16 protein-coding genes are annotated in these 20,625 nt (G+C 61.1%); 8 read left to right on the forward strand and 8 right to left on the reverse strand.

The genetic code is table 11. From position 1 onward, the window contains the following. Positions 1–2: 2 nt before the first annotated feature. The gene (locus QMK54_RS25800; RefSeq protein WP_320401556.1) at positions 3–401 is read left to right on the forward strand and encodes a DUF4440 domain-containing protein; all 399 of its coding nucleotides are present in this window, start codon (positions 3–5) and stop codon (positions 399–401) included. Positions 402–552: 151 nt separating this feature from the next. On the opposite strand, the gene QMK54_RS25805 is transcribed toward QMK54_RS25800, so the two are convergent. From QMK54_RS25805 to QMK54_RS25820, 4 genes are all read right to left on the reverse strand, one after another. Beyond that, positions 553–1,416, reverse strand: coding sequence for an HlyD family secretion protein (locus tag QMK54_RS25805; protein WP_223592438.1), 864 nt, complete (start codon positions 1,414–1,416; stop codon positions 553–555). 24 nt (positions 1,417–1,440) lie between these two features. Beyond that, positions 1,441–1,641, reverse strand: coding sequence for a DUF1656 domain-containing protein (locus QMK54_RS25810; protein WP_007896379.1), 201 nt, complete (start codon positions 1,639–1,641; stop codon positions 1,441–1,443). Continuing rightward, entirely contained in the window at positions 1,631–3,823 is a 2,193-nt protein-coding gene (locus QMK54_RS25815) for an FUSC family protein (protein WP_320401557.1), read from the reverse strand. The genes QMK54_RS25810 and QMK54_RS25815 overlap by 11 nt, the downstream gene beginning before the upstream one ends. Before the next feature lie 140 nt (positions 3,824–3,963). Beyond that, entirely contained in the window at positions 3,964–5,463 is a 1,500-nt protein-coding gene (locus tag QMK54_RS25820; protein WP_110662445.1) for an efflux transporter outer membrane subunit, read from the reverse strand. Between the two features lie 272 nt (positions 5,464–5,735). On the opposite strand from QMK54_RS25820, the gene QMK54_RS25825 reads away from it, so the two are divergent. From QMK54_RS25825 to QMK54_RS25855, 7 genes are all read left to right on the forward strand, one after another. Further along, on the forward strand, positions 5,736–6,704 hold the full coding sequence (locus tag QMK54_RS25825) for a LysR family transcriptional regulator (protein ID WP_110662446.1): 969 nt from the start codon (positions 5,736–5,738) through the stop codon (positions 6,702–6,704). A 622-nt stretch (positions 6,705–7,326) separates the two neighbouring features. Further along, positions 7,327–8,487: an efflux RND transporter periplasmic adaptor subunit gene (locus QMK54_RS25830; RefSeq protein ID WP_110662358.1), complete on the forward strand. Its 1,161-nt coding sequence runs from the start codon at positions 7,327–7,329 to the stop codon at positions 8,485–8,487. After that, positions 8,484–11,597, forward strand: coding sequence for a multidrug efflux RND transporter permease subunit (locus QMK54_RS25835; protein WP_320401558.1), 3,114 nt, complete (start codon positions 8,484–8,486; stop codon positions 11,595–11,597). The genes QMK54_RS25830 and QMK54_RS25835 overlap by 4 nt, the downstream gene beginning before the upstream one ends. A 9-nt stretch (positions 11,598–11,606) precedes the next feature. Beyond that, complete coding sequence (locus QMK54_RS25840) at positions 11,607–12,284, forward strand: heavy metal response regulator transcription factor (RefSeq protein ID WP_007989910.1); 678 nt, start codon at positions 11,607–11,609, stop codon at positions 12,282–12,284. Then, a complete protein-coding gene (locus QMK54_RS25845; protein ID WP_110662599.1) occupies positions 12,274–13,638 on the forward strand; it encodes a heavy metal sensor histidine kinase in 1,365 nt (454 codons plus the stop codon). Before QMK54_RS25840 ends, QMK54_RS25845 begins: the two co-directional genes overlap by 11 nt. Positions 13,639–13,918: 280 nt before the next feature. Next, positions 13,919–14,143, forward strand: coding sequence for a hypothetical protein (locus tag QMK54_RS25850; protein WP_110659919.1), 225 nt, complete (start codon positions 13,919–13,921; stop codon positions 14,141–14,143). 367 nt (positions 14,144–14,510) lie between these two features. Beyond that, positions 14,511–16,013, forward strand: coding sequence for a sensor domain-containing diguanylate cyclase (locus QMK54_RS25855; RefSeq protein WP_320401559.1), 1,503 nt, complete (start codon positions 14,511–14,513; stop codon positions 16,011–16,013). 173 nt (positions 16,014–16,186) lie between these two features. Here QMK54_RS25855 and lpxC read toward each other — a convergent pair whose 3' ends face one another. The 4 genes from lpxC to QMK54_RS25875 form a co-directional block, all read right to left on the reverse strand. Then, positions 16,187–17,098, reverse strand: coding sequence for a UDP-3-O-acyl-N-acetylglucosamine deacetylase (gene lpxC / locus QMK54_RS25860; RefSeq protein ID WP_007939852.1), 912 nt, complete (start codon positions 17,096–17,098; stop codon positions 16,187–16,189). A 112-nt stretch (positions 17,099–17,210) separates the two neighbouring features. Then, complete coding sequence (ftsZ, locus tag QMK54_RS25865; RefSeq protein ID WP_046041931.1) at positions 17,211–18,404, reverse strand: cell division protein FtsZ; 1,194 nt, start codon at positions 18,402–18,404, stop codon at positions 17,211–17,213. Positions 18,405–18,477: 73 nt separating this feature from the next. After that, positions 18,478–19,737: a cell division protein FtsA gene (ftsA, locus tag QMK54_RS25870; RefSeq protein ID WP_110659915.1), complete on the reverse strand. Its 1,260-nt coding sequence runs from the start codon at positions 19,735–19,737 to the stop codon at positions 18,478–18,480. Positions 19,738–19,752: 15 nt separating this feature from the next. Further along, a complete protein-coding gene (locus QMK54_RS25875) occupies positions 19,753–20,622 on the reverse strand; it encodes a cell division protein FtsQ/DivIB (RefSeq protein ID WP_103396251.1) in 870 nt (289 codons plus the stop codon). Positions 20,623–20,625 lie beyond the last annotated feature (3 nt).

Here is a 20,625-nt window from a genome sequence, read left to right on the forward strand (position 1 = left end):
AAATGACCGACTACACCGAATACTTCGACGAAGTGATCCAGGCCCACGTGGCCATCGAACAATGGCTGGCCGAGGAACGCGACGCGTGTGAACTCGAAAAACTGCTGAGCCGTTTTTCGCCGCAATTCTCCATGGTCTCGCCGCTCGGCCGGGTGCTGGACTTTGACGCACTGAACGAATTGTTCACGCTGGCGGGCGGCAAGAAGCTCGGGTTCCGCATCGAGCTCAGCGAGTTGCGTGGCATTGCCTTGTACGACGGTGGCGCAACCGTGAGTTACCGCGAGCAACAGACCGATGCGACCGGGCTGCACTCGGATCGGCGCTCGACCGTTGCGTTCGAAAAGCAGGCGGATGGGCGGGTGATCTGGCGGCATTTGCATGAGACGTTTTGCAAGGAGTGAATGCCCCGATGCGTGTCTGACGGACCGCGTTGTACCCTTCGCGAGCAAGCCCGCTCCCACACTGGATCTTCAGTGAACTCAAAGTTTGCACACGAAGGAGATCAAATGTGGGAGCGGGCTTGCTCGCGAAGCAGGCGACTCGATCTATCGGTTATGCACCATCACCTTGCTTCACCACCACCGTACAAGTAATCCCCGCCGCCAACACCACACCCTCCGGCACTTCATCGATGTGAATGCGCACCGGCACCCGTTGCGCCAAGCGAACCCAGTTAAAGGTCGGGTTTACATCGGCGATCAGTTCACGGCTTTCCGGGTTGTCGCGGTCGTAGATGCCGCGAGAAATGCTTTCCACGTGGCCCTTGAGCACTTCGCCGCTCATCAGTTGCATGTCGGCCTTATCACCCACGCGCACATGGGGCAGCTTGGTTTCTTCGAAGAAGCCGTAGACCCAGAACGAGTTCATGTCGACCACGGCCATTTTCGCCTCGCCGATGCGCGCGTAATCGCCGCGATGCACGTTGAGGTTGGTGACGTAGCCGTCCACCGCCGCGCGCACTTCAGTACGTTTGAGGTTGAGCTCGGCAGCTTCCAGTTGTGCCTGGGCCTGCTGGTAATCGGCCAGGGCCGAGTCGGCGAGGTTACTGGCGTCGTCGCGGTTTTCCCGGGAGATCACCAGGTTGTCCATGTCGGCGCGACGATGGGCGTTGACCTTGCGCATCTCCCAGTTTGCCTTGCGCGATGCCACCAGGCTTTGCGCCTGCTTCACCGCGAGACGGTAGTGCTCGGGGTCGATCTGCATCAGCAAATCGCCCTTCTTCACCAACTGGTTGTCCCGCACCGGCACGTTCACCACTTCGCCGGTGACGTCGGCGGCGACGTTGATGATGTCGGCGCGCACGCGACCGTCGCGGGTCCATGGCGTGTTCATGTAGTGCTCCCACAAGGAGCGGCCGATCCACAGCGCGAGGGCCAGCACCAGCAAGGTCGCGAGCAGGCTGAAAAACTTTTTCATCAGGACATTCTCAGTGAAAGAGAGTCAACGGTAGACAGTCAGCGCCAACGCGCCGAACAGACAGGTAAACAAGCTCAGGCGCAGCAACGCCGGGTGCCAGAAAAAACGGTACAGGTCGAACCCGGACAGGAATCGGTCCAGCGCCCAGGCAAGCGCCGCCGCGATGAAAAACATCAGGGTCATGGTCGGCATGTACACGCCGTGGAAGGCGATTTCACGAGGCATGTTCAAGTCCTTGGGGCTGGCTGTTGGCGAAGGCAGCGAGCGGTGATTGCGGATCGAGCAGAGAGGTGCGGATGAAGTGCAGGTAACTCTTCACCCGACGCAACGCCGAGGTATCGAAATGCGGGGCGAAGGGTTCGTCGGTGGACTGCACACGACTGATCGCGTGATCGACCGCGATCAGCGCGCGTTCGAGATTGCTGCTGTTCGGTTGCAGGAACAGCCGCACCAGTGCACGCCCCATCACCCGGATCGATTGCCGCCATGGCTGGGATTCGGCATAGGCCGGATGCACCGGCAGAATCGCCTGCTCCTTGCGCAATTCGATGATCGCGTGACCGACCTCCAGCACCACGAACATCCAGCGCAACAAGTCCCGCTGCACTTGCGGTTGACCTGCCGCGAAGCCGTAGGCCTGATGCACCAGATCGCGGGTACGGCTTTCGAAACTCGACGCCAGGCCCTTGAGCTTGCCGCTGATGGCGTACACCACCTGACCGCGCAGGTCCTGCTCCAGCCGGCGCCACAGCCAGCGGCTGTTGGGCGGCAGAATGATCGCCCCGGCCGCCGCGCACACCAGCATGCCGAGCACCATGGCGATGTAGTCGTTGATGAAGGTGTAGGGGTTGTAGACCGTGAGGTTGTCCGGCACTGAACCGGTGCTGAAGAAGATCAGCAAACCCAGGCCGACACCGACGTATTGCGGCCGCGATGTCAGGAACGAACCAAGCACGATCACCGGTGCGAGCATCACGCACAGCAACGGGAATCCGTCGATCCACGGGAAAATGAAAAACATCTCGACGAAACCAATCAGCGCCCCGAGCAACGTCCCGCACGCCATCTGAAAGGCCATGCGTTTCGGGTTCGGAGTAGCAGCGGACAGGCCCACGGTCGCGGCGGCAATCAGGGTCATGGTCGCGCCACTTGGCCAGGCGGTTGCCACCCAGTAGCTACCCAACACCACCAGGATGAACGCTGCGCGAATGCCCGACGCCGCCGCGGCCATCCAGTTGGTTTGCGGGGTGAACGGCTCGTCCCAGCGCTCCCGTTCGTGACTGTGATCGGCCAGGGACGCGTGGGTCTGCGCATAACCGTGCAGGTCGTCGACGAAGCGATAAAGCAGCTCGTAGGCGGTGTGGAAATCCAGTTGTTCGGCATCGCTCGGGTTGCTCTGCTGGAACGTTGCCCGCAGGCTGCGCACCCGCGTCGGCAAGCCTTCCTTGTAGACACTCAGCACCGTGACCAGGCGCGCCGCATCGGCACTGGTCAGGGCACGACCGCTGAAGCCGTCGAGCAACTCGGCGAGGTCCTGCAATCCCGGTTTGATCGCTGCTACAACCTGGTCCGCCGCGCTGCTGCGCAGACGTTCGAGTAACTGGTGCACGGCGTTGAAACGCGTGGTGATGCCCATGAACTCGCTGTTCAGGCGACTGAGCCGGCCATTGCGCCGACGCATGTGCGGGTCCTCGAAAACAGTGACACTGCGCAAGCCCTCCAGGCCCACGGCTTCGGCGATGAAGCGCACGTTGCCGGCCTCGAACGCCTCGCGCTGACTGCGACCGCGCAGGCCGTCGGTGACGAACAGGGCGAACACGCCAAAGCGCTGATACAAGGCATTGCGCATCGCCGCGCTCGCCGATTGCGGCAGGATGGCGGCACTGATCAGGGTCGAACAGAGAATGCCCAGGGAGATCTCCAGCACCCGCCAGACCGCCGCCATGAACGCACCCTCCGGATGGGCCAGCGCGGGCAAACCGACCATCGCGGCGGTGTACCCGGCGAGTACGAAACCGTAGGCGCGGAAGTTGCGGCAGCGGGCGGCACCGGCGGTACAGATACCAACCCAGATCGCCAGCGAACCGAGGAACAGTTCAGTGTTCTGCGCAAACAGGGCGATCAGCGCGACCATCACCGCCGACCCGGCCAGGGTGCCGAGAAAACGATAAAAACTCTTGGCGAACACCTGGCCGCTTTGCGGCTGCATGACGATAAACACGGTGATCATCGCCGTGCGCGGTTGCGGCAGTTCCAGGCGCATGGCCAACCATAGCGTCAGGAACGCGGCGAGCAGCACCTTGAAAATGTAGACCCAGGTCACGCCATCGCTGCGTGCCCAGTCGAAGAATCCCCGGCGCCATTCCAGGGAATACAGCCAGCGCAAAGGGGCGGGCAAGGGAGTCATCAAATCCTGCTCAATGAAAATTCAGCCAAAACTCGGACCCTGTGGGAGCGGGCTTGCTCGCGAAGTGGGAGTGTCAGGCAGCATAAATGTCGTCTGACACACTGCCTTCGCGAGCAAGCCCGCTCCCACAGGTGCAGTGTTCAACGCAAAAGGCTCGGGGTTTTCGGCACTTGGGTCTGGCGATCTGTCGGCACGTCATTACCGGCACCGAGACCACCGCCCAACGCCGTCACCAGTTCGGCATGGGCACTGAGGCGCGCTGCCTGAACCTGCTGCTGCACTTGCTGCTGCTTGAACAGCAGGGTCTGGGCGTTGAGCACGTTGAGGTAGTCGGTCAGGCCGCGCTGGTAGGCGATCATCGCGATGTCGTAAGTCTTCTGCGCGGTGGCCACCGACTCGGCGGCGAACGCCTGCTGCTTGTCCATGGACTCGCGACGGATCAATTGGTCAGAGATGTTTTTCAGCGCATTGACCAGGGTCTGGTTGTACTTGGCCACGGCGATGTCATAACCGGCCGAAGCTTCACCCAACTCCGAGCGCAACCGCCCGCCATCGAAGATCGGCAACGAAATCGCCGGACCCACGCTGTAGTTGAGTTTCTTGCCGGTCAGGAACTCCAGGGCCCCACCGCCGGTGGCCATGTAGCCGAGGCTGCCGACCAGGTCGACGTTCGGGTAGAACCCGGCATGGGCGACATCGATACCTCGCGCCTGCGCCGCCACTTGCCAGCGGCTGGCGACCACGTCCGGGCGCTGCCCGAGCAATTGCGCCGGCAGCGAAGACGGCAGTTTCAGTGGCGCACCCAGCGACAGCGTTGGCCGCTGCAACTGCGTGCCTTCCCCTGGGCCCTTACCCGCGAGGGCGGCGAGCTGGTTGCGGCTCAAGGCGATTTCTTCGTCGAGGGCATCGATCTGGCGATGGGTTTCCGGCAACGGCGTCTCGGCCTGGCTGACCTCGAAATGGGTGCCGATACCACCGTTCAGGCGCTTTTGCGCCAGCTCGAGAATCTGCTGTTGCTGCTGCAAGGTCGCTTCGACGATATCCCGCTGGGCGTAATGCAACGACAACTCGATGTAGACCCGGACGATGTTGTCCTGCAATTCGAGCTGGGCCTGGCGGGCTTCGGCGACGGTCATGTGGGCCATGTCCACGGCACGCTCGGTGGCATTGCTTTCGCGGCCCCAGAGGTCGAGGGCATAACTGAAGCCCAGCGCGGCGTTGTTGTCCCAGGTGGTGCTGTTGGCCAGCTCGCCCGGGCCGTAGAACTGGTCGGTCGGCCAGTTGTGGCGTTTGAGGGTCGTATCCCCATTGATCTGCAGCGACTCGGCGGCTTCGGCCACGCCAGCCATGGACCTGGCCTGACGCACCCGGGCAGCGGCCATGGCCAGGCTCGGGCTACCTTGCAGGGCGAGGTCGATCCAGCGATTCAATTGTGGGTCGCCATAGGCTTGCCACCATTGCGCGGTGGGCCAGTGCGCATCTTGCGCGGCGTTCTGGATCGCTTCGTCGGTAGCCAGTGCATTGGCCTCCAGCGCCTTGCCCTGCGGGGCAATACCTCCGGTTCCGATGCAGCCGCTGATTGCCAGGGTTAAAGCCAAAACACTGAGCGGTTGAAGCGCTCTGCTGATGCGACGCGGCACTGCTGCGATTTCCTGAAATAGGGGGATAACGAGATCTTGTAGGAGCCGGCTTGCTGGCGATGCAGCCACCGCGGTGCATCTGGGTGACCGCAGCGATGCCATCGCCAGCAAGCCGGCTCCTACAGTCCACGCAATTCTATGGGTGGGCTTTGATGGCGATAAGCTGGGATTCCTGTGAATCTTTGTTACCGTTAACGAGATAATCCGTAGGTAGGGGGTCACCGACCCCGAAACTTCGTGTCACAATTTGCCATCGCACCCGAGAGCACCCCATGGACACTTTGCAAAACATGCGCGCCTTCAGTTACGTGGCCGAGGCCGGCAGCTTCACCGCCGCCGCCGTGCAACTGGACACCACCACGGCCAACGTCTCGCGCGCGGTCTCCAACCTGGAAGCCCACCTGCAAACCCGCCTGCTCAACCGAACGACCCGCCGCATTGCCCTGACCGAAGCTGGCAAGCGCTACCTGTTGCGCTGCGAACAGATCCTGGCCTACGTCGAAGAAGCCGAAGCCGAGGCCAGCGACGCCCACGCGCGCCCGGCCGGACAGCTGAAAGTGCACACCATGACCGGCATCGGCCAGCACTTCGTGATCGACGCCATCGCCCGCTACCGCAAGACCCACCCGGACGTGACCTTCGACCTGACCATGGCCAACCGCGTGCCGGACCTGCTCGACGAAGGCTACGACGTGTCCATCGTCCTGGCCCGCGAACTGCCGGACTCGGGCTTCGTCTCCCAGCGCCTGGGCATCACCTACAGCATCGTTTGCGCCTCGCCGGCCTACGTCAAAGCCAACGGCTGCGCACAAAAGCCCAGCGACCTGCTCAACCACGCCTGCCTGCGCCTGGTCAGCCCGGTGATACCCCTGGAGAAATGGGCCTTCGACGGCCCTGATGGCCAGGAAATGGTCACCATCAACAGCTCACCGTTCCTGGTGAACTCCGCCGACGCGATGAAATCCGCGATCATCAGCGGCATGGGCGTTGGCGTCCTGCCGCTGTACGCCGCGATAGAGGGCTTGCGCAGCGGCACGCTGGTGCGCGTGATGCCCAAGTACCGCTCGCAGGAGCTGAATCTGTATGCGATCTACCCTTCGCGCCAGTACCTGGATGCGAAGATCAAGACCTGGGTCGAGTATTTGCGCGGATCGTTGCCGGAATTGCTGGCCGCGCATCAGGCGGAATTGGCGGCGTATGAACTGAGCGGGAGTCTGGGTGGGGTTCGGGTGGCGAATTGACGCGCATACCTGTAGGAGCGAGCCTGCTCGCGAAAAACCTGAGGCGCCGAGGTGAATCAGGTTTCCCGCGTTATCGTTGTCGTCCATCGCGAGCAAGCCCGCTCCCACAGAAGAGCAAAGGCAGATCGGCACACACCCACGCCCCTCACCACTCAACAGGCCGAGCGTTAGCTCGCCTGCAGCTCTTGATCTTGATCCACCCGCCCCCTCGGGAGGCTGAGTGGAGGTGTTCATCCGGGGATTGGCGCGCAGCGCCGTTCGACGCAGTCGAACTCATCGCATGTAGGTGCCAGCGAAGCCAACCGGAGGGCGATGCCCCCGGATGAATGCCGGAGCGAAGGAACCCCGAGCCTAAGCGAGGGGCCGGACGCCAGGGGCGAGACCTTTTGGTTCCTTTTGGGGCGTTTGCCAAAAGGGACTCGCCGTAAGGGCGAAACCATAAGCCGCCGTCACCGCAGAAACGGATATGTACTCAATCACCCAAGAACATGGTCGGCCCAGAGGCCGCCAAGATACACAAACTGACAGCGCCGTCAGTTAGCCGTCACCCTCCTGACCACCAAACAGGTTTATAAAGGAAACTCCCCTTCGACCCAAAACCCAGCCCCGGCGCCCCACTCGCATGCGAATCCAGAAAACACCCGCCCTGCTCGTCGCCCTTCTGATCGTCCTGGCAGCGCTGGGCCTGTGGTATGCCACCAAACCGGCCAAGGCCAAACTCGCCGCCCCCAGCGCCATCCCGGTGCGCGTGGTCGCCGTTGCCGAAAAAGACGTCCCCCGCTTCGTCAGCGGCATCGGCTCGGTCCTGTCCCTGCACAGCGTCGTGGTCCGCCCGCAAATCGACGGCATCCTCACCAAAATCATGGTCAAGGAAGGCCAACTGGTGAAAAAAGGTGACCTGCTGGCCACCATCGACGACCGGTCGATCCGCGCCAGCCTCGACCAGGCCCGGGCACAACTGGGCGAAAGCCAGGCACAACTGCAAGTGGCACTGGTCAACCTCAAGCGCTACAAACTGCTCAGCGTCGATGACGGCGTGTCCAAGCAGACCTACGATCAGCAACAGGCGCTGGTCAACCAGCTCAAAGCCACCGCCCAGGGCAACCAGGCGTCGATTGACTCCGCCGAGGTCCAGCTTTCCTACACACAAATTCGCTCACCGGTCAGTGGTCGTGTCGGCATTCGCACAGTCGACGAAGGCAACTTCCTGCGCATGACCGACACCCTGGGTCTGTTTACGGTGACCCAGATCGACCCGATCGCCGTGGAATTTTCCCTACCGCAGCAAATGCTGCCGACCTTGCAGGGCCTGATCAACGATCCGCAGCGCGCCCAGGTCAAGGCCTACATCGGTGCCGACACCGACGGCGAAACCGGCAACCTGCTCGGCGAAGGCCACTTGACCCTGATCGACAACCAGATCAGCGCCAACACCGGCACCATCCGCGCCAAGGCCGAGTTCGACAATCCCGGGCAGAAGCTCTGGCCGGGCTTGCTGGTGACGGTAAAGATTCAGACAGCGCTGGATAAAAATGCACTGGTCGTACCGCCCAACGTCGTACAGCGTGGCCTGGATCAACATTTCGTCTATCGCCTCAATGGCGACAAAGTCGAAACCGTGCCCGTGCAAATGGTCTATCAGGACAGTGGCCAGAACATCATCAAGGGCGTGCAGCCGGGTGACAAACTGGTCAGCGATGGCCAGTCGCGCCTCAAGCCCGGTTCGACGGTGCAGGTGCTGACCGATCCACCGCAAGTGGTGCAATCGGAGCCAACACCATGAAGGGACATGGTTCGGTTTCAGCCTGGTGCATCGATCACCCGGTCGCCACCATTCTGCTGACCTTTGCCCTGGTGCTGCTGGGCGTGATTGCTTTCCCGCGTCTGCCCATCGCGCCTCTGCCGGAAGCGGAATTCCCGACCATCCAGGTGGCCGCGCAACTGCCCGGGGCCAGCCCGGAAACCATGGCGTCGTCGGTAGCCACGCCCCTTGAAGTGCAGTTCAGCGCCATCCCCGGCGTGACTCAGATGACCTCGAGCAGCGCGCTCGGCTCGACCAACCTGACCTTGCAATTCACCCTCGACAAGAGCATCGACACCGCCGCCCAGGAAGTCCAGGCAGCAATCAACACCGCCGCCGGCAAGCTGCCCAAGGACATGCCGAACCTGCCGACCTGGCGCAAGGTCAACCCGGCCGACAGCCCGGTGCTGATCCTCAGCGTCAACTCCTCGTTGATGCCGGGCCCGGAGCTCAGCGACTTGACGGAAACCCTGTTGTCCCGTCAGCTCAGTCAGGTCGACGGTGTAGGCCAGGTCTCCATCACCGGTCAGCAACGTCCGGCGATTCGTGTGCAAGTGTCCGCCGATAAACTGGCGGCGATTGGCCTGACCCTGGCCGACATTCGCCTGGCCATCCAGCAAACCAGCCTCAACCTGGCCAAGGGTGCGCTGTACGGGGAGTCGAGCATCTCGACCCTGTCCACCAACGACCAGTTGTTCCATCCCGACGAATACAGCCAACTGATCGTTTCCTACAAGGATGGCGCACCGGTTCACCTCAAGGATGTCGCCAAAGTCGTCAACGGTTCGGAAGATGCCTACGTCCAGGCCTGGGCAGGCTCGCAACCGGGGGTCAACCTGGTGATCTTCCGCCAGCCGGGGGCCAACATCGTCGAGACCGTCGACCGCATTCAGGCGGCGTTACCGGCGCTGGAAGCGATGTTGCCCGCCTCGGTGCAGGTCAAGGTGCTGATCGACCGCACCCAGACCATCCGCGCTTCGCTGCATGAAGTGGAAATCACCTTGCTGATTGCCATCATGCTGGTGGTGGCGGTGATGGCGTTGTTCCTGCGCCAGCTGTCGGCCACGTTGATTGTGTCGGCGGTGCTGGGTGTGTCGCTGATCGCCAGTTTTGCCCTGATGTATGTGATGGGCTTCAGCCTGAACAACCTGACGCTGGTGGCGATCGTGGTGGCTGTGGGGTTTGTGGTCGACGATGCGATCGTGGTGGTGGAGAACATTCACCGCCATCTGGAGGCCGGTGACGGCATGCGCGAGGCCGCGATCAAAGGCGCCGGCGAAATCGGTTTCACCGTGGTGTCGATCAGTTTCTCGCTGGTGGCTGCGTTCATTCCACTGCTGTTCATGGGTGGCGTGGTCGGGCGGTTGTTCAAGGAGTTCGCCCTGACTGCCACCTCGACCATCATGATTTCGGTGGTGGTCTCCCTGACGTTGGCACCGACGCTGGCGGCGCTGTTCATGCGCGCGCCGGTGCATCACGCCCACGACAAACCGGGCTTCGGTGAGCGTCTGTTGGCGTGGTACGAAAAAGGCCTGCGCCGTGCCCTCGCCCACCAGAAAACCATGATCGGTGTGTTCGCTTTATCGCTGGCTCTGGCTGTCGCCGGTTACATCTTCATTCCCAAGGGGTTCTTCCCGATACAGGACACCGGTTTCGTCCTCGGCACCACTGAAGCTGCTGCCGATATTTCCTACGGCGACATGGTGAAAAAACACCTGGCGATGGCCGAAATCGTCGCTGCCGATCCCGCTGTCGAAACGTTTTCACATTCCGTCGGTGTCTCGGGCAGCAACCAGACCATCGCCAACGGCCGCTTCTGGATCACCCTGAAAAAACGCAGTGACCGCGATGTCTCGGCCAGCGAGTTCATCGACCGGATTCGCCCGCAACTGATGAAAGTACCGGGCATTGTCCTGTACCTGCGCGCCGGGCAAGACATCAACCTCAGCTCTGGCCCGAGTCGTGCGCAGTATCAATATGTGCTCAAGAGCAATGACGGCGCGACCCTCAGCACCTGGACCCAGCGCCTGACAGAAAAACTGCGCGCCAACCCGGCCTTTCGCGACATCTCCAATGACCTGCAACTGGGCGGCAGCATCACCCACATCAGCATCGACCGCAGCGCCGCAGCCCGTTTCGGCCTGACCGCCAGCGACGTCGACGAGGCGCTGTACGATGCGTTCGGTCAGCGCCAGATCAACGAATTCCAGACTCAGGTCAATCAATACAATGTGATCCTGGAACTGGACACCAAGCAGCGCGGCAAGGCCGAAAGCCTCAACTATTTCTACCTGCGTTCGCCCCTGAGTGGGGAAATGGTGCCGCTGTCGGCCTTGGCCAGGTTCGATGCACCGACCGTCGGCCCGCTGTCCATCGCCCATGACGGCATGTTCCCCGCCGCCAATCTGTCGTTCAACCTGGCCCCCGGCGTAGCGTTGGGCGATGCGGTGATCATGCTCAACCAGGCCAAGGCCGACATCGGCATGCCGGCCGCCATCAGCGGTAATTTCCAGGGCGCGGCCCAGGCGTTCCAGAGTTCGCTGGCCAGCCAGCCGTGGCTGATCCTCGCGGCGCTGGTGGCGGTGTACATCATTCTCGGTGTGCTCTACGAGAGCTTCGTGCACCCGCTGACGATCATTTCGACCTTGCCGTCGGCGGGCCTCGGCGCGGTGATCATGCTGTGGATCTGCGGTCAGGACTTTTCGATCATGGCCTTGATCGGGCTGGTGCTGTTGATTGGTATCGTCAAGAAAAACGGCATCCTGATGATCGACTTCGCCCTCGAAGCGCAGCGCAATGGCGGGCTGTCGCCTGAAGAAGCGATTTTCAAGGCCTGTATCACGCGGTTCCGGCCGATCATCATGACCACCCTCGCCGCCCTGCTCGGCGCCCTGCCGCTGATGCTCGGCTACGGCACCGGCGCCGAACTACGCCAGCCGTTGGGGATCGCTGTGGTCGGCGGTTTGCTGGTGAGCCAGGCGCTGACGCTGTTCACCACGCCGGTCATATACTTGTGGCTGGAGCGGTTATTTCATAGGCACACTCTCTCACCAGCACCTCCGCCCGTACCGGCGCTGGCGACCACAGACTGAGGCGGGGTCATGCGCGTCCTGATTATCGAAGACGAGGAAAAAACCGCGGATTATCTGCACCGCGGTCTGACGGAACAGGGTTACACCGTGGACCTGGCGCGGGATGGGGTCGAAGGCCTGCACCTGGCGCTGGAGAGCGACTACGCGGTGATCGTCCTCGACGTGATGTTGCCGGGCCTGGACGGCTTCGGCGTGTTGCGCGCCTTGCGTGCGCGCAAGCAAACCCCGGTGATCATGCTCACCGCCCGCGAGCGTGTGGAGGACCGCATCAAGGGCCTGCGTGATGGCGCCGATGATTACCTGGGCAAGCCGTTTTCCTTCCTTGAACTGGTGGCGCGCCTGCAAGCGCTGACCCGGCGCAGCGGTGGTCATGAACCGGTGCAGGTGAGCATCGCCGACCTGTGGATAGATTTGATCAGCCGCAAGGCGACCCGAGGTGGCGCACGGCTGGACCTGACCGCCAAGGAGTTTTCGCTGCTCAGTGTGCTGGCCCGGCGCCAGGGTGAAATCCTCTCGAAAACCGCCATTGCCGAGATGGTCTGGGACATCAATTTCGACAGCGACGCCAACGTCGTCGAAGTCGCGATCAAACGCTTGCGGGCCAAACTCGACGGGCCGTTCGAAGAGAAATTGCTGCACACCATTCGTGGCATGGGTTATGTACTGGAGAGCCGTGGTGTCCAGTAACTCGATCGCGCTGCGCCTCAGTGGGATGTTCACGCTGGTGGCGCTTTTAGTCTTTCTGCTGATCGGCTGGGCGTTGTACCAACAGGTCGACAAGGGCCTGGGCCTGCTGCCCGAAGCTGAACTCGATGCGCGCTACAGCGTGCTCGAATCCACGGTCGGCCGTTACGGCACGCCCGAGCATTGGGTGAAGATCAACAACAAGCTCAATCTGCTGAGCGAAGAAGACAAACGCATCAGTTTCTGGATCATCAGCGGCGATCCACCTTTCGAATACGGCAACCTGACCCCACAGATCCGCGCCTTTGCCCAAGGACCGCTGGGCACGCGCGATATGCATCTGCCGGATCACCCCTATCCGCTGAAAGTGCTGGTCAGCGAGTTCCCGGCCAAGGACCAGCGCCCGCCCCTGCGCTTCATGATCGCCATTGATACCGAGACGTTTTTCCACACCCAGCATCAGTTGCTGATCGCACTGATCAGCCTGGCAATCGTCGGCGTATTACTGGCCTCGGCACTGGGTTACTGGGTGGCTCGGATCGGCCTCAAGCCGCTGATCAAACTGTCCCAGGAAGCCCAGCGCCTGGCCCCGCCGTTGCGGTCGGGGCGCCTGCGCTTGTCACCGTTGCCGCCGGAACTCGATCAATTCGTCAGCTCGTTCAACTCGACCCTGGAACGGGTTGAGCAAGCCTACTCACGCCTTGAATCGTTCAATGCCGACGTCGCCCACGAACTGCGCTCGCCACTGACCAACCTGATCGGCCAGACCCAGGTCGCACTGACCCGCGGACGCTCCGCCGAGCATTACTTCGAAGTGCTGCAATCGAACCTCGAGGAGCTTGAGCGGCTGCGCTCGATCATCAACGACATGCTGTTCCTCGCCAGCGCCGATCAGGGCAGCAAGGCGACAAAGCTCACCTCGACCTCGCTGGCCGATGAGGTGGCCACGACCCTGGAATATCTGGATTTCATACTCGAAGACGCCCAGGTCCAGGTTGAGGTCAGTGGTGATGCGCAAGTGCGTATCGAGATCGCCCATCTGCGCCGGGCGCTGATCAATCTGCTGAACAACGCGGTGCAGCACACCGCCCCCGGGCAGGTGATTCAGGTGCACATAGAGAACGCAGGGCACCAGGTCAGCATTGGCGTCGCCAACCCCGGTTCGCCGATTGACAGTGAACACCTGCCACGGCTGTTCGAGCGCTTCTACCGGGTCGATGCATCACGCAGCAACAGCGGCCACAACCATGGCCTTGGGCTGGCCATCGTCAAGGCTATTGCGTTGATGCATGGTGGGGATGTGTTTGTGCGCAGTGACCATGGAATGAATACGTTCGGGATTCATCTTCCGGTCTGACTCCCCCAATCCCTTGTGGTGAGGGGGCTTGCCCCCGTTCGGTGGCGAAGCCGCCGTAAATCCGGTATGCCGGGTGAATCAGGTCAATCGCGGTCGCAGGTTTTGGGGCTGCTGCGCAGCCCGACGGGGGCAAGCCCCCTCGCCACAGAAAAGCGCCTGGCATCACAACTATTGCCGTAGCCGCAACAGTCCTTTCATGAATCCGCTCTTTTTCCCCTCGCCTCATATCCTTATCTTTGCCCGCACCAAACAGCACTTGCCAAGCAAGAAGGTTTTAAAGATGTCCAACAGTATGGGTATTGCCAGCGCTTTCGTTTTGTCCTCTTTGTTCCTGTCGCCATTGGCGATGGCGGAAGAATCGCAGACTTTCGTCGCGCATAACACCGCACGCGCTGCAGCGTTCGAAGAGCATCAGATCGAGATGACGGCCAAGGCTGCGCAAGACGCCCAAGCCCCGCAAGCATCCAGCACTCAGGCCCGGTCAGGGGCCGAGAAAGACAGCTGATCCGCACCTGTCATACCTGTTTCCCTCGACACTTTTCATCGGCTCTTCCCTTTGAAAAGTTGTCTTCAAAGCCGCTGCTATCAGCGGCTTTTTTTATAGTTCTTCACGCTATCCCGGGAAACTGTAGGAGCCGGCTTGCCGGCGATGGACTCAAGTGCGCCGCGTTTATCCAGTTCATACGCGTTATCGTTAACGACCATCGCTGCGATGCGGCGACCCGACAAGCCAGCTCCTACAGGGCAATTTTTGCAACGAAAGTCACTACCTCCACGCCATTGATCAATCGTTCGAGTAACAGGAACGATTCATTCGGCTGCTGCGTTTATGCAACTACGCTTACAACGTCCCTTTAGCAGACGTCAGCCCTATGACCCCAAGCCGCACCCCGCATTTTCAAGGCCCGCCCGGGCGACCCGAAATCATGGTGATCTTCGGCAGCACCCTGACTGTGATCTCGATCCTGTGCATCGTCACTTTCCTGCTGATCCGCGAACACGCCTACGCCCAGCAGACCGCCACACGCAGCGCAACCACCATTGCGCAACTGATCGATGCCGATGTCCTGCGTACGGTCGAACTCTACGATATGACCTTGCAGGGCCTGATTGCCGCTGCCCAACGGGATGACATTAAGCAGGTTTCGCCGCAGATCCGTCATCTGGTGCTGTTCGACCGCTCCACCACCGCGCGCTACAAGGGTGACATCCTGCTGCTGGACAAGCACGGCGACGTGCTGGCCGACTCCTCATTGATCGAACCGAAACCGGGCAACTTCGCTGACCGCGATTATTTCCTGGCCCACGCCTTCAATCGTGACACCGGCATGTTTATCAGCCGACCGTTCAAGCCGCGTTGCGACTGCGACGACAGCGACGAATGGCGCATCAGTTTCAGCCGGCGCATTTCCTCGCCCACGGGTGAGTTTCTGGGGGTCGCAGTAGCCTCGATGCGCATGAGCTACTTCGACCAGCTGTTCAACAGCCTCGACATCGGCACTGGCAGTACGCTGGCCATCATCAACGATGACGGGGTTCTCCTGGCGCAGAAACCGCACCGGGAACAAAACTCCATCGGCAAGAGCTTCTCCAGCCGGCCCAACGTCATTCGCATGCTGCAAGAGCGCAGCGGCACCTTCGAAAGCGTATCGAGCGTCGACCATCAACGGCGCCTGTACACCTTTTCCCGGGTCGGCAATCTGCCCCTGACCGTCATCGTGGCCCTTTCTATCGACGAGGTGTTTGCCACCTGGAACCGCACGGCCTATGTGATCAGCGGTGCTACCGGGGTTTTGTGCATCGGTTTGTTGTGGTTGACCTGGCTGCTCTGCCGCGAGCTGCGCCTACGCCAACATGCCGAGCAGGAGTTGTCGCAACTGGCGGCCACCGATGCCTTGACCGGCGTGGCCAACCGTAGATCCCTTGATCAGGCCCTGCGCCATGAATGGTTTCGTGCGCAGCGCAGCGGCAAGCCGTTATCGCTGCTGATGGTCGATGCCGATCACTTCAAGGCCTTCAACGATCGGCACGGGCATCAGGCTGGCGACGAAGCGTTAAGGGCATTGGCCGAGGTCATCAGCGCCAATGTCCATCGCGCCACAGACCTGGTGGCTCGCTATGGTGGCGAGGAGTTTTCAGTCGTCCTGGCCGAAACCGACAGTGAAGGCGCGAAGCAGATTGCCGAGCAGATCCGCGAGGCGGTGCAAAAACTGCCGCTGGTGGACGTCGGAGAGCCGCCGATGAGCGTAAGTATTGGCATTGCCACCTGGACGGCGGCCAGCGATATCAACCTGGAGCAATTGCTGTTCAATGCGGACAAGGCGTTGTATCAGGCCAAGGATGGGGGGCGTAACCGGATGGTGTGCGCCAGTTGAAATCCTGGCTGAATCAACTGACCTCTTCGCGAGCAAGCCCGCTCCCACATGGGAATGCAATCCTCTGTGGGAGCGGGCTTGCTCGCGAAGAGGCCTGTCCGACAACACAAACTTCGAAACATAAAAAAAGGCCACCCGAAGGTAGCCTTTAAAAAACTAGAGAGGTTTTTTGCTTACACGGCCGCAACCGGACGCATGTAAGAGATCGGTGCAGTGCTGGCGTCTTCGAACGTCACGACTTCCCAGGCATCTGTCTGCTCAATCAACTTGCGCAGCAGCTGGTTGTTCAGTGCGTGGCCGGACTTGAAGCCCTTGAACTCACCAATCAGGCTATTGCCCAGCAGGTAGAGGTCACCAATTGCATCGAGAATCTTGTGCTTCACGAATTCGTCTTCATAGCGAAGGCCGTCTTCGTTCAGTACGCCATCGGCGTCGACCACAATAGCGTTTTCAACACTGCCGCCGAGTGCGAGGTTGTGCTTGCGCAGGTACTCGATGTCACTCATGAAACCAAAGGTACGGGCGCGGCTGACTTCTTTTACGAACGAAGTGCTGGAAAAATCCACGCTTGCACTTTGGGTGCGGTCACGGAAAACCGGGTGATCGAAATCGATCTCGAAGCTCACCTTGAATCCTTCGAAAGGGACGAAAGTAGCGCGCTTGTCGCCATCTTCCACTGTCACTTCCCGCAGGATGCGGATGAACTTCTTGGCGGCGTCCTGTTCTTCCAGGCCAGCCGATTGAATCAGGAATACGAAAGGTCCAGCGCTACCATCCATGATCGGGACTTCGGACGCGGAGAGCTCGACGTAGGCGTTATCGATGCCCAGGCCTGCCATGGCCGAGAGCAGGTGCTCTACCGTGTCCACTTTGACGTCACCGTTAACGAGCGTGGTCGACATAGTGGTTTCACCAACGTTTTCCGCGCGGGCAGGAATCTGCACCACGGGGTCAAGGTCGGCGCGACAAAACACAATGCCGGTGTCGACAGGCGCTGGCTTGAGGGTCAGGTAGACCTTCTCCCCGGAGTGCAGGCCGACACCTGTGGCACGGATAATATTCTTCAGGGTGCGTTGTTTAATCATGGCATGGGCCGCTTCAGCGCAAATTGCGAACTGGTATCAACAAAGGCTGGCGATGATAGCAGACCAGACCTTTGCTGAACACCAATCACCCTAATACCCCTGATACATTTCATCAATCGGCCTGGCGACGCAGGAAAGCCGGGATGTCCAGGTAGTCCAGGTCATCTTGCGGATTCATCTTCGCGGCAGTCGCAGCACCGGCCTGGGCCTGGTTGCGCATGACGGTCGGACGGTCCAGGTCACGGTAGTTCACCGCTGGAGCTTCCTGACGAACAGGGGCCTGTTGTTGTGGCTGTGCAGCCATCGAGGTGTGGACGGTGTTGTCGATGACCTTCACAGGCTTCTCGATTTTAGCGCCCAGACCGGTTGCAACGACAGTCACGTGCAGCTCGTCGCGCATGTCCGGATCGATAACGGTACCGACCTTGACCATCGCGTGCTCGGAAGCGAATGCCTCGATGATGCTACCCACGTCGGAGTACTCACCCAGGGACAGATCCGGACCGGCGGTAATGTTTACCAGGATGCCGCGAGCGCCTTGCAGGTTCACGTCTTCCAGCAGCGGGTTGCGAATGGCCGCTTCGGTGGCCTCGCGTGCACGGTTCGGACCGCTGGCGCAGCCAGTGCCCATCATTGCCATGCCCATTTCGCTCATCACGGTACGCACGTCGGCGAAGTCGACGTTGATCATGCCCGGACGCTTGATGATGTCGGAGATACCACGAACGGCACCGGCCAGTACATCGTCTGCCTTGGCGAAAGCCGACAGCAGGCTGGCGTCTTTACCGAGGATGGTCAGCAGCTTCTCGTTGGGAATGGTGATCAACGAGTCGACGCTTTCAGACAGCAGACGGATGCCTTCGTCGGCGATCTGCATGCGCTTGCGGCCTTCGAACGGGAACGGACGGGTCACCACCGCAACGGTGAGGATCCCCATTTCCTTGGCCACTTCGGCGATGATCGGCGCAGCACCGGTACCGGTACCACCGCCCATGCCAGTGGTGATGAACACCATGTTGGTGCCCTGCAGGACTTCGGCAATACGCTCACGGTCTTCCAGAGCGGCCTGACGGCCAACTTCAGGGTTGGCGCCAGCGCCCAGACCCTTGGTCACGCCGGTGCCCAGTTGCAGGATGGTCCGCGCGCCGATGGATTTCAGCGCCTGGGCATCAGTGTTGGCGCAGATGAACTCGACGCCTTCAATGTTGCTCTTGACCATGTGGTTGACAGCGTTGCCGCCGCCACCGCCGACACCGATAACTTTAATTACCGGGCTTGCGGGGATGTTGTCTACGAGTTCGAACATTTTCCCTCTCCTTTACATTCTCTAGTTTTTTCGCCTACTGCGTGCTTCGGTGTAACGGTGTTTCGGTAAATCTTCAGAAGTTGCCCTGGACCCACTTCTTCAGGCGGTCCAGCAGCGGAGCCTGTGGCTCTTCATTGCTGTAGTTGTCGCGGCTGCCGATGCCCGAGAACGAGATGCCGTCGGACTGCTTCTGCAGGCCGTACATCAACAGGCCTACGCCAGTGGAATAGATCGGGTTGCGCACTACGTCATCCAGGCCTTTCACGCCGTGAGGCACGCCCAGGCGCACCGGCATGTGGAAGATTTCCTCGGCCAGTTCAGTGGCGCCTTCCATCTTCGCGGTACCGCCGGTCAGCACGATGCCGGCCGGGATCAGGTCTTCGTAGCCGCTGCGGCGCAGTTCGGCCTGGATCAGCGTGAACAGTTCGTCGTAGCGCGGCTCGACCACTTCGGCCAGGGCCTGGCGGGACAGCTCGCGCGGCGGACGGTCGCCAACGCTTGGCACCTTGATGGTTTCACCGGCACCGGCCAGTTTGGCCAGGGCGCAGGCGTAGCGAATCTTGATTTCTTCGGCGTACTGGGTCGGGGTGCGCAACGCCATGGCGATGTCGTTGGTCACCTGGTCACCGGCAATCGGGATCACGGCGGTGTGACGGATCGCGCCTTCGGTGAAGATCGCGATGTCGGTGGTACCACCACCGATGTCCACCAGGCACACGCCCAGCTCTTTCTCGTCGTCGGTCAGTACCGAATACGCGGAAGCAAGCTGCTCGAGAATGATGTCGTCGATTTCCAGACCGCAGCGGCGCACGCATTTTTCAATGTTCTGAGCGGCGTTGACGGCGCAGGTGACCACGTGGACCTTGGCTTCCAGACGCACGCCGGACATGCCCAGCGGTTCGCGGACGCCTTCCTGGTTATCGATTACGTAATCCTGCGGCAGGGTGTGCAGCACGCGCTGGTCAGCCGGGATCGCCACGGCCTGGGCAGCGTCGAGCACGCGCTCAAGGTCCGCCGAGCTGACTTCGCGATCACGAATCGCCACGATGCCGTGGGAGTTCAGGCTGCGGATGTGATTGCCGGCCACGCCGACGAACGCCGAGTGAATGCGGCAACCAGCCATCAGCTGCGCTTCTTCGATGGCGCGCTGGATCGATTGCACGGTGGACTCGATGTTCACCACCACGCCTTTTTTCAGGCCACGGGACGGATGGGTACCGATCCCGACGATTTCCAGCGTGCCGTCGTCCGCGACCTCGCCTACCAGCGCCACCACCTTGGAGGTGCCGATATCGAGACCGACGATCATTTTGCCGCTTTGCACGTTTGCCATGGGTCCTGCCTCTTCTTAATTCTTCGCGACAGCGGGTTGGGCTGCCGTGGGCGCTACAGGTTCCCGCCAGCCAACAGCGAGGCCGTTGGCGTAGCGCAGATCGATGCGCGCAATGTTCGTAATCTGTTCTTTGAGCGTCTTGTCATAGATGGCGATAAAGCGGCGCATCTTTTCCACCAGGTTGCCGCGGCCAAGCAGCAGTTCGATTCCCGGGCCGGCACTGCCGGGGCCGGTGGTCAGGAACCAGCTGCCGCGTTCACGCAACTCCAGGCGTGCAATCGAGAAGCCCAGAGGCCGGAGCATCTGACTCAACACCTGGTACTGCTGCATCACCTGCTGCTGGGCCCGCTGAGGCCCGAACAGCTGAGGCAAATGTTCGTAGTTCGCCAACTCACGCGGAGTGAAGGCCTGGCCCTGGTTGTTCAACAGCGACTCGTCGCCCCAACGGGCCACCGGCAGTTGTTCTTCCAGGCGGATCACCACTTGATCCGGCCATACCCTGCGCACTTCGGCGTGGGCAATCCATGGCATCTGTTCCAGCTCGGTGCGCATGCTCGCCAGGTCGATGGTGAAGAAGCTCGACGCCACGTATGGGGCGATTCGCTGCTGCACCGCTTGCTGGCTGATGTAACTCAAGTCGCCCTGCACGTTGATCTTGGTGATCGGCCGGTCGGCGTACGGCAACAAGCGTGTCGCGCCTTCGTAAGTACCGAACCCCAAGGCCACCAGCAGCACCGGCCAGAACAACGCTTTGAGAAAACCGAAGTTGGCTTTCGGCAGGCGCGCGGACATCGGCTCTTTGGCCACCATTCGGCTGGCACCCCGTGGCACCGGCTTGCGACCGGGCGATGCGGGGGGCTGATGTCTCAGCTGTGCGCCTTGCATACT

The sequence above is a fragment of the Pseudomonas sp. P5_109 genome, from assembly GCF_034009455.1.
Taxonomy (GTDB): domain Bacteria; phylum Pseudomonadota; class Gammaproteobacteria; order Pseudomonadales; family Pseudomonadaceae; genus Aquipseudomonas.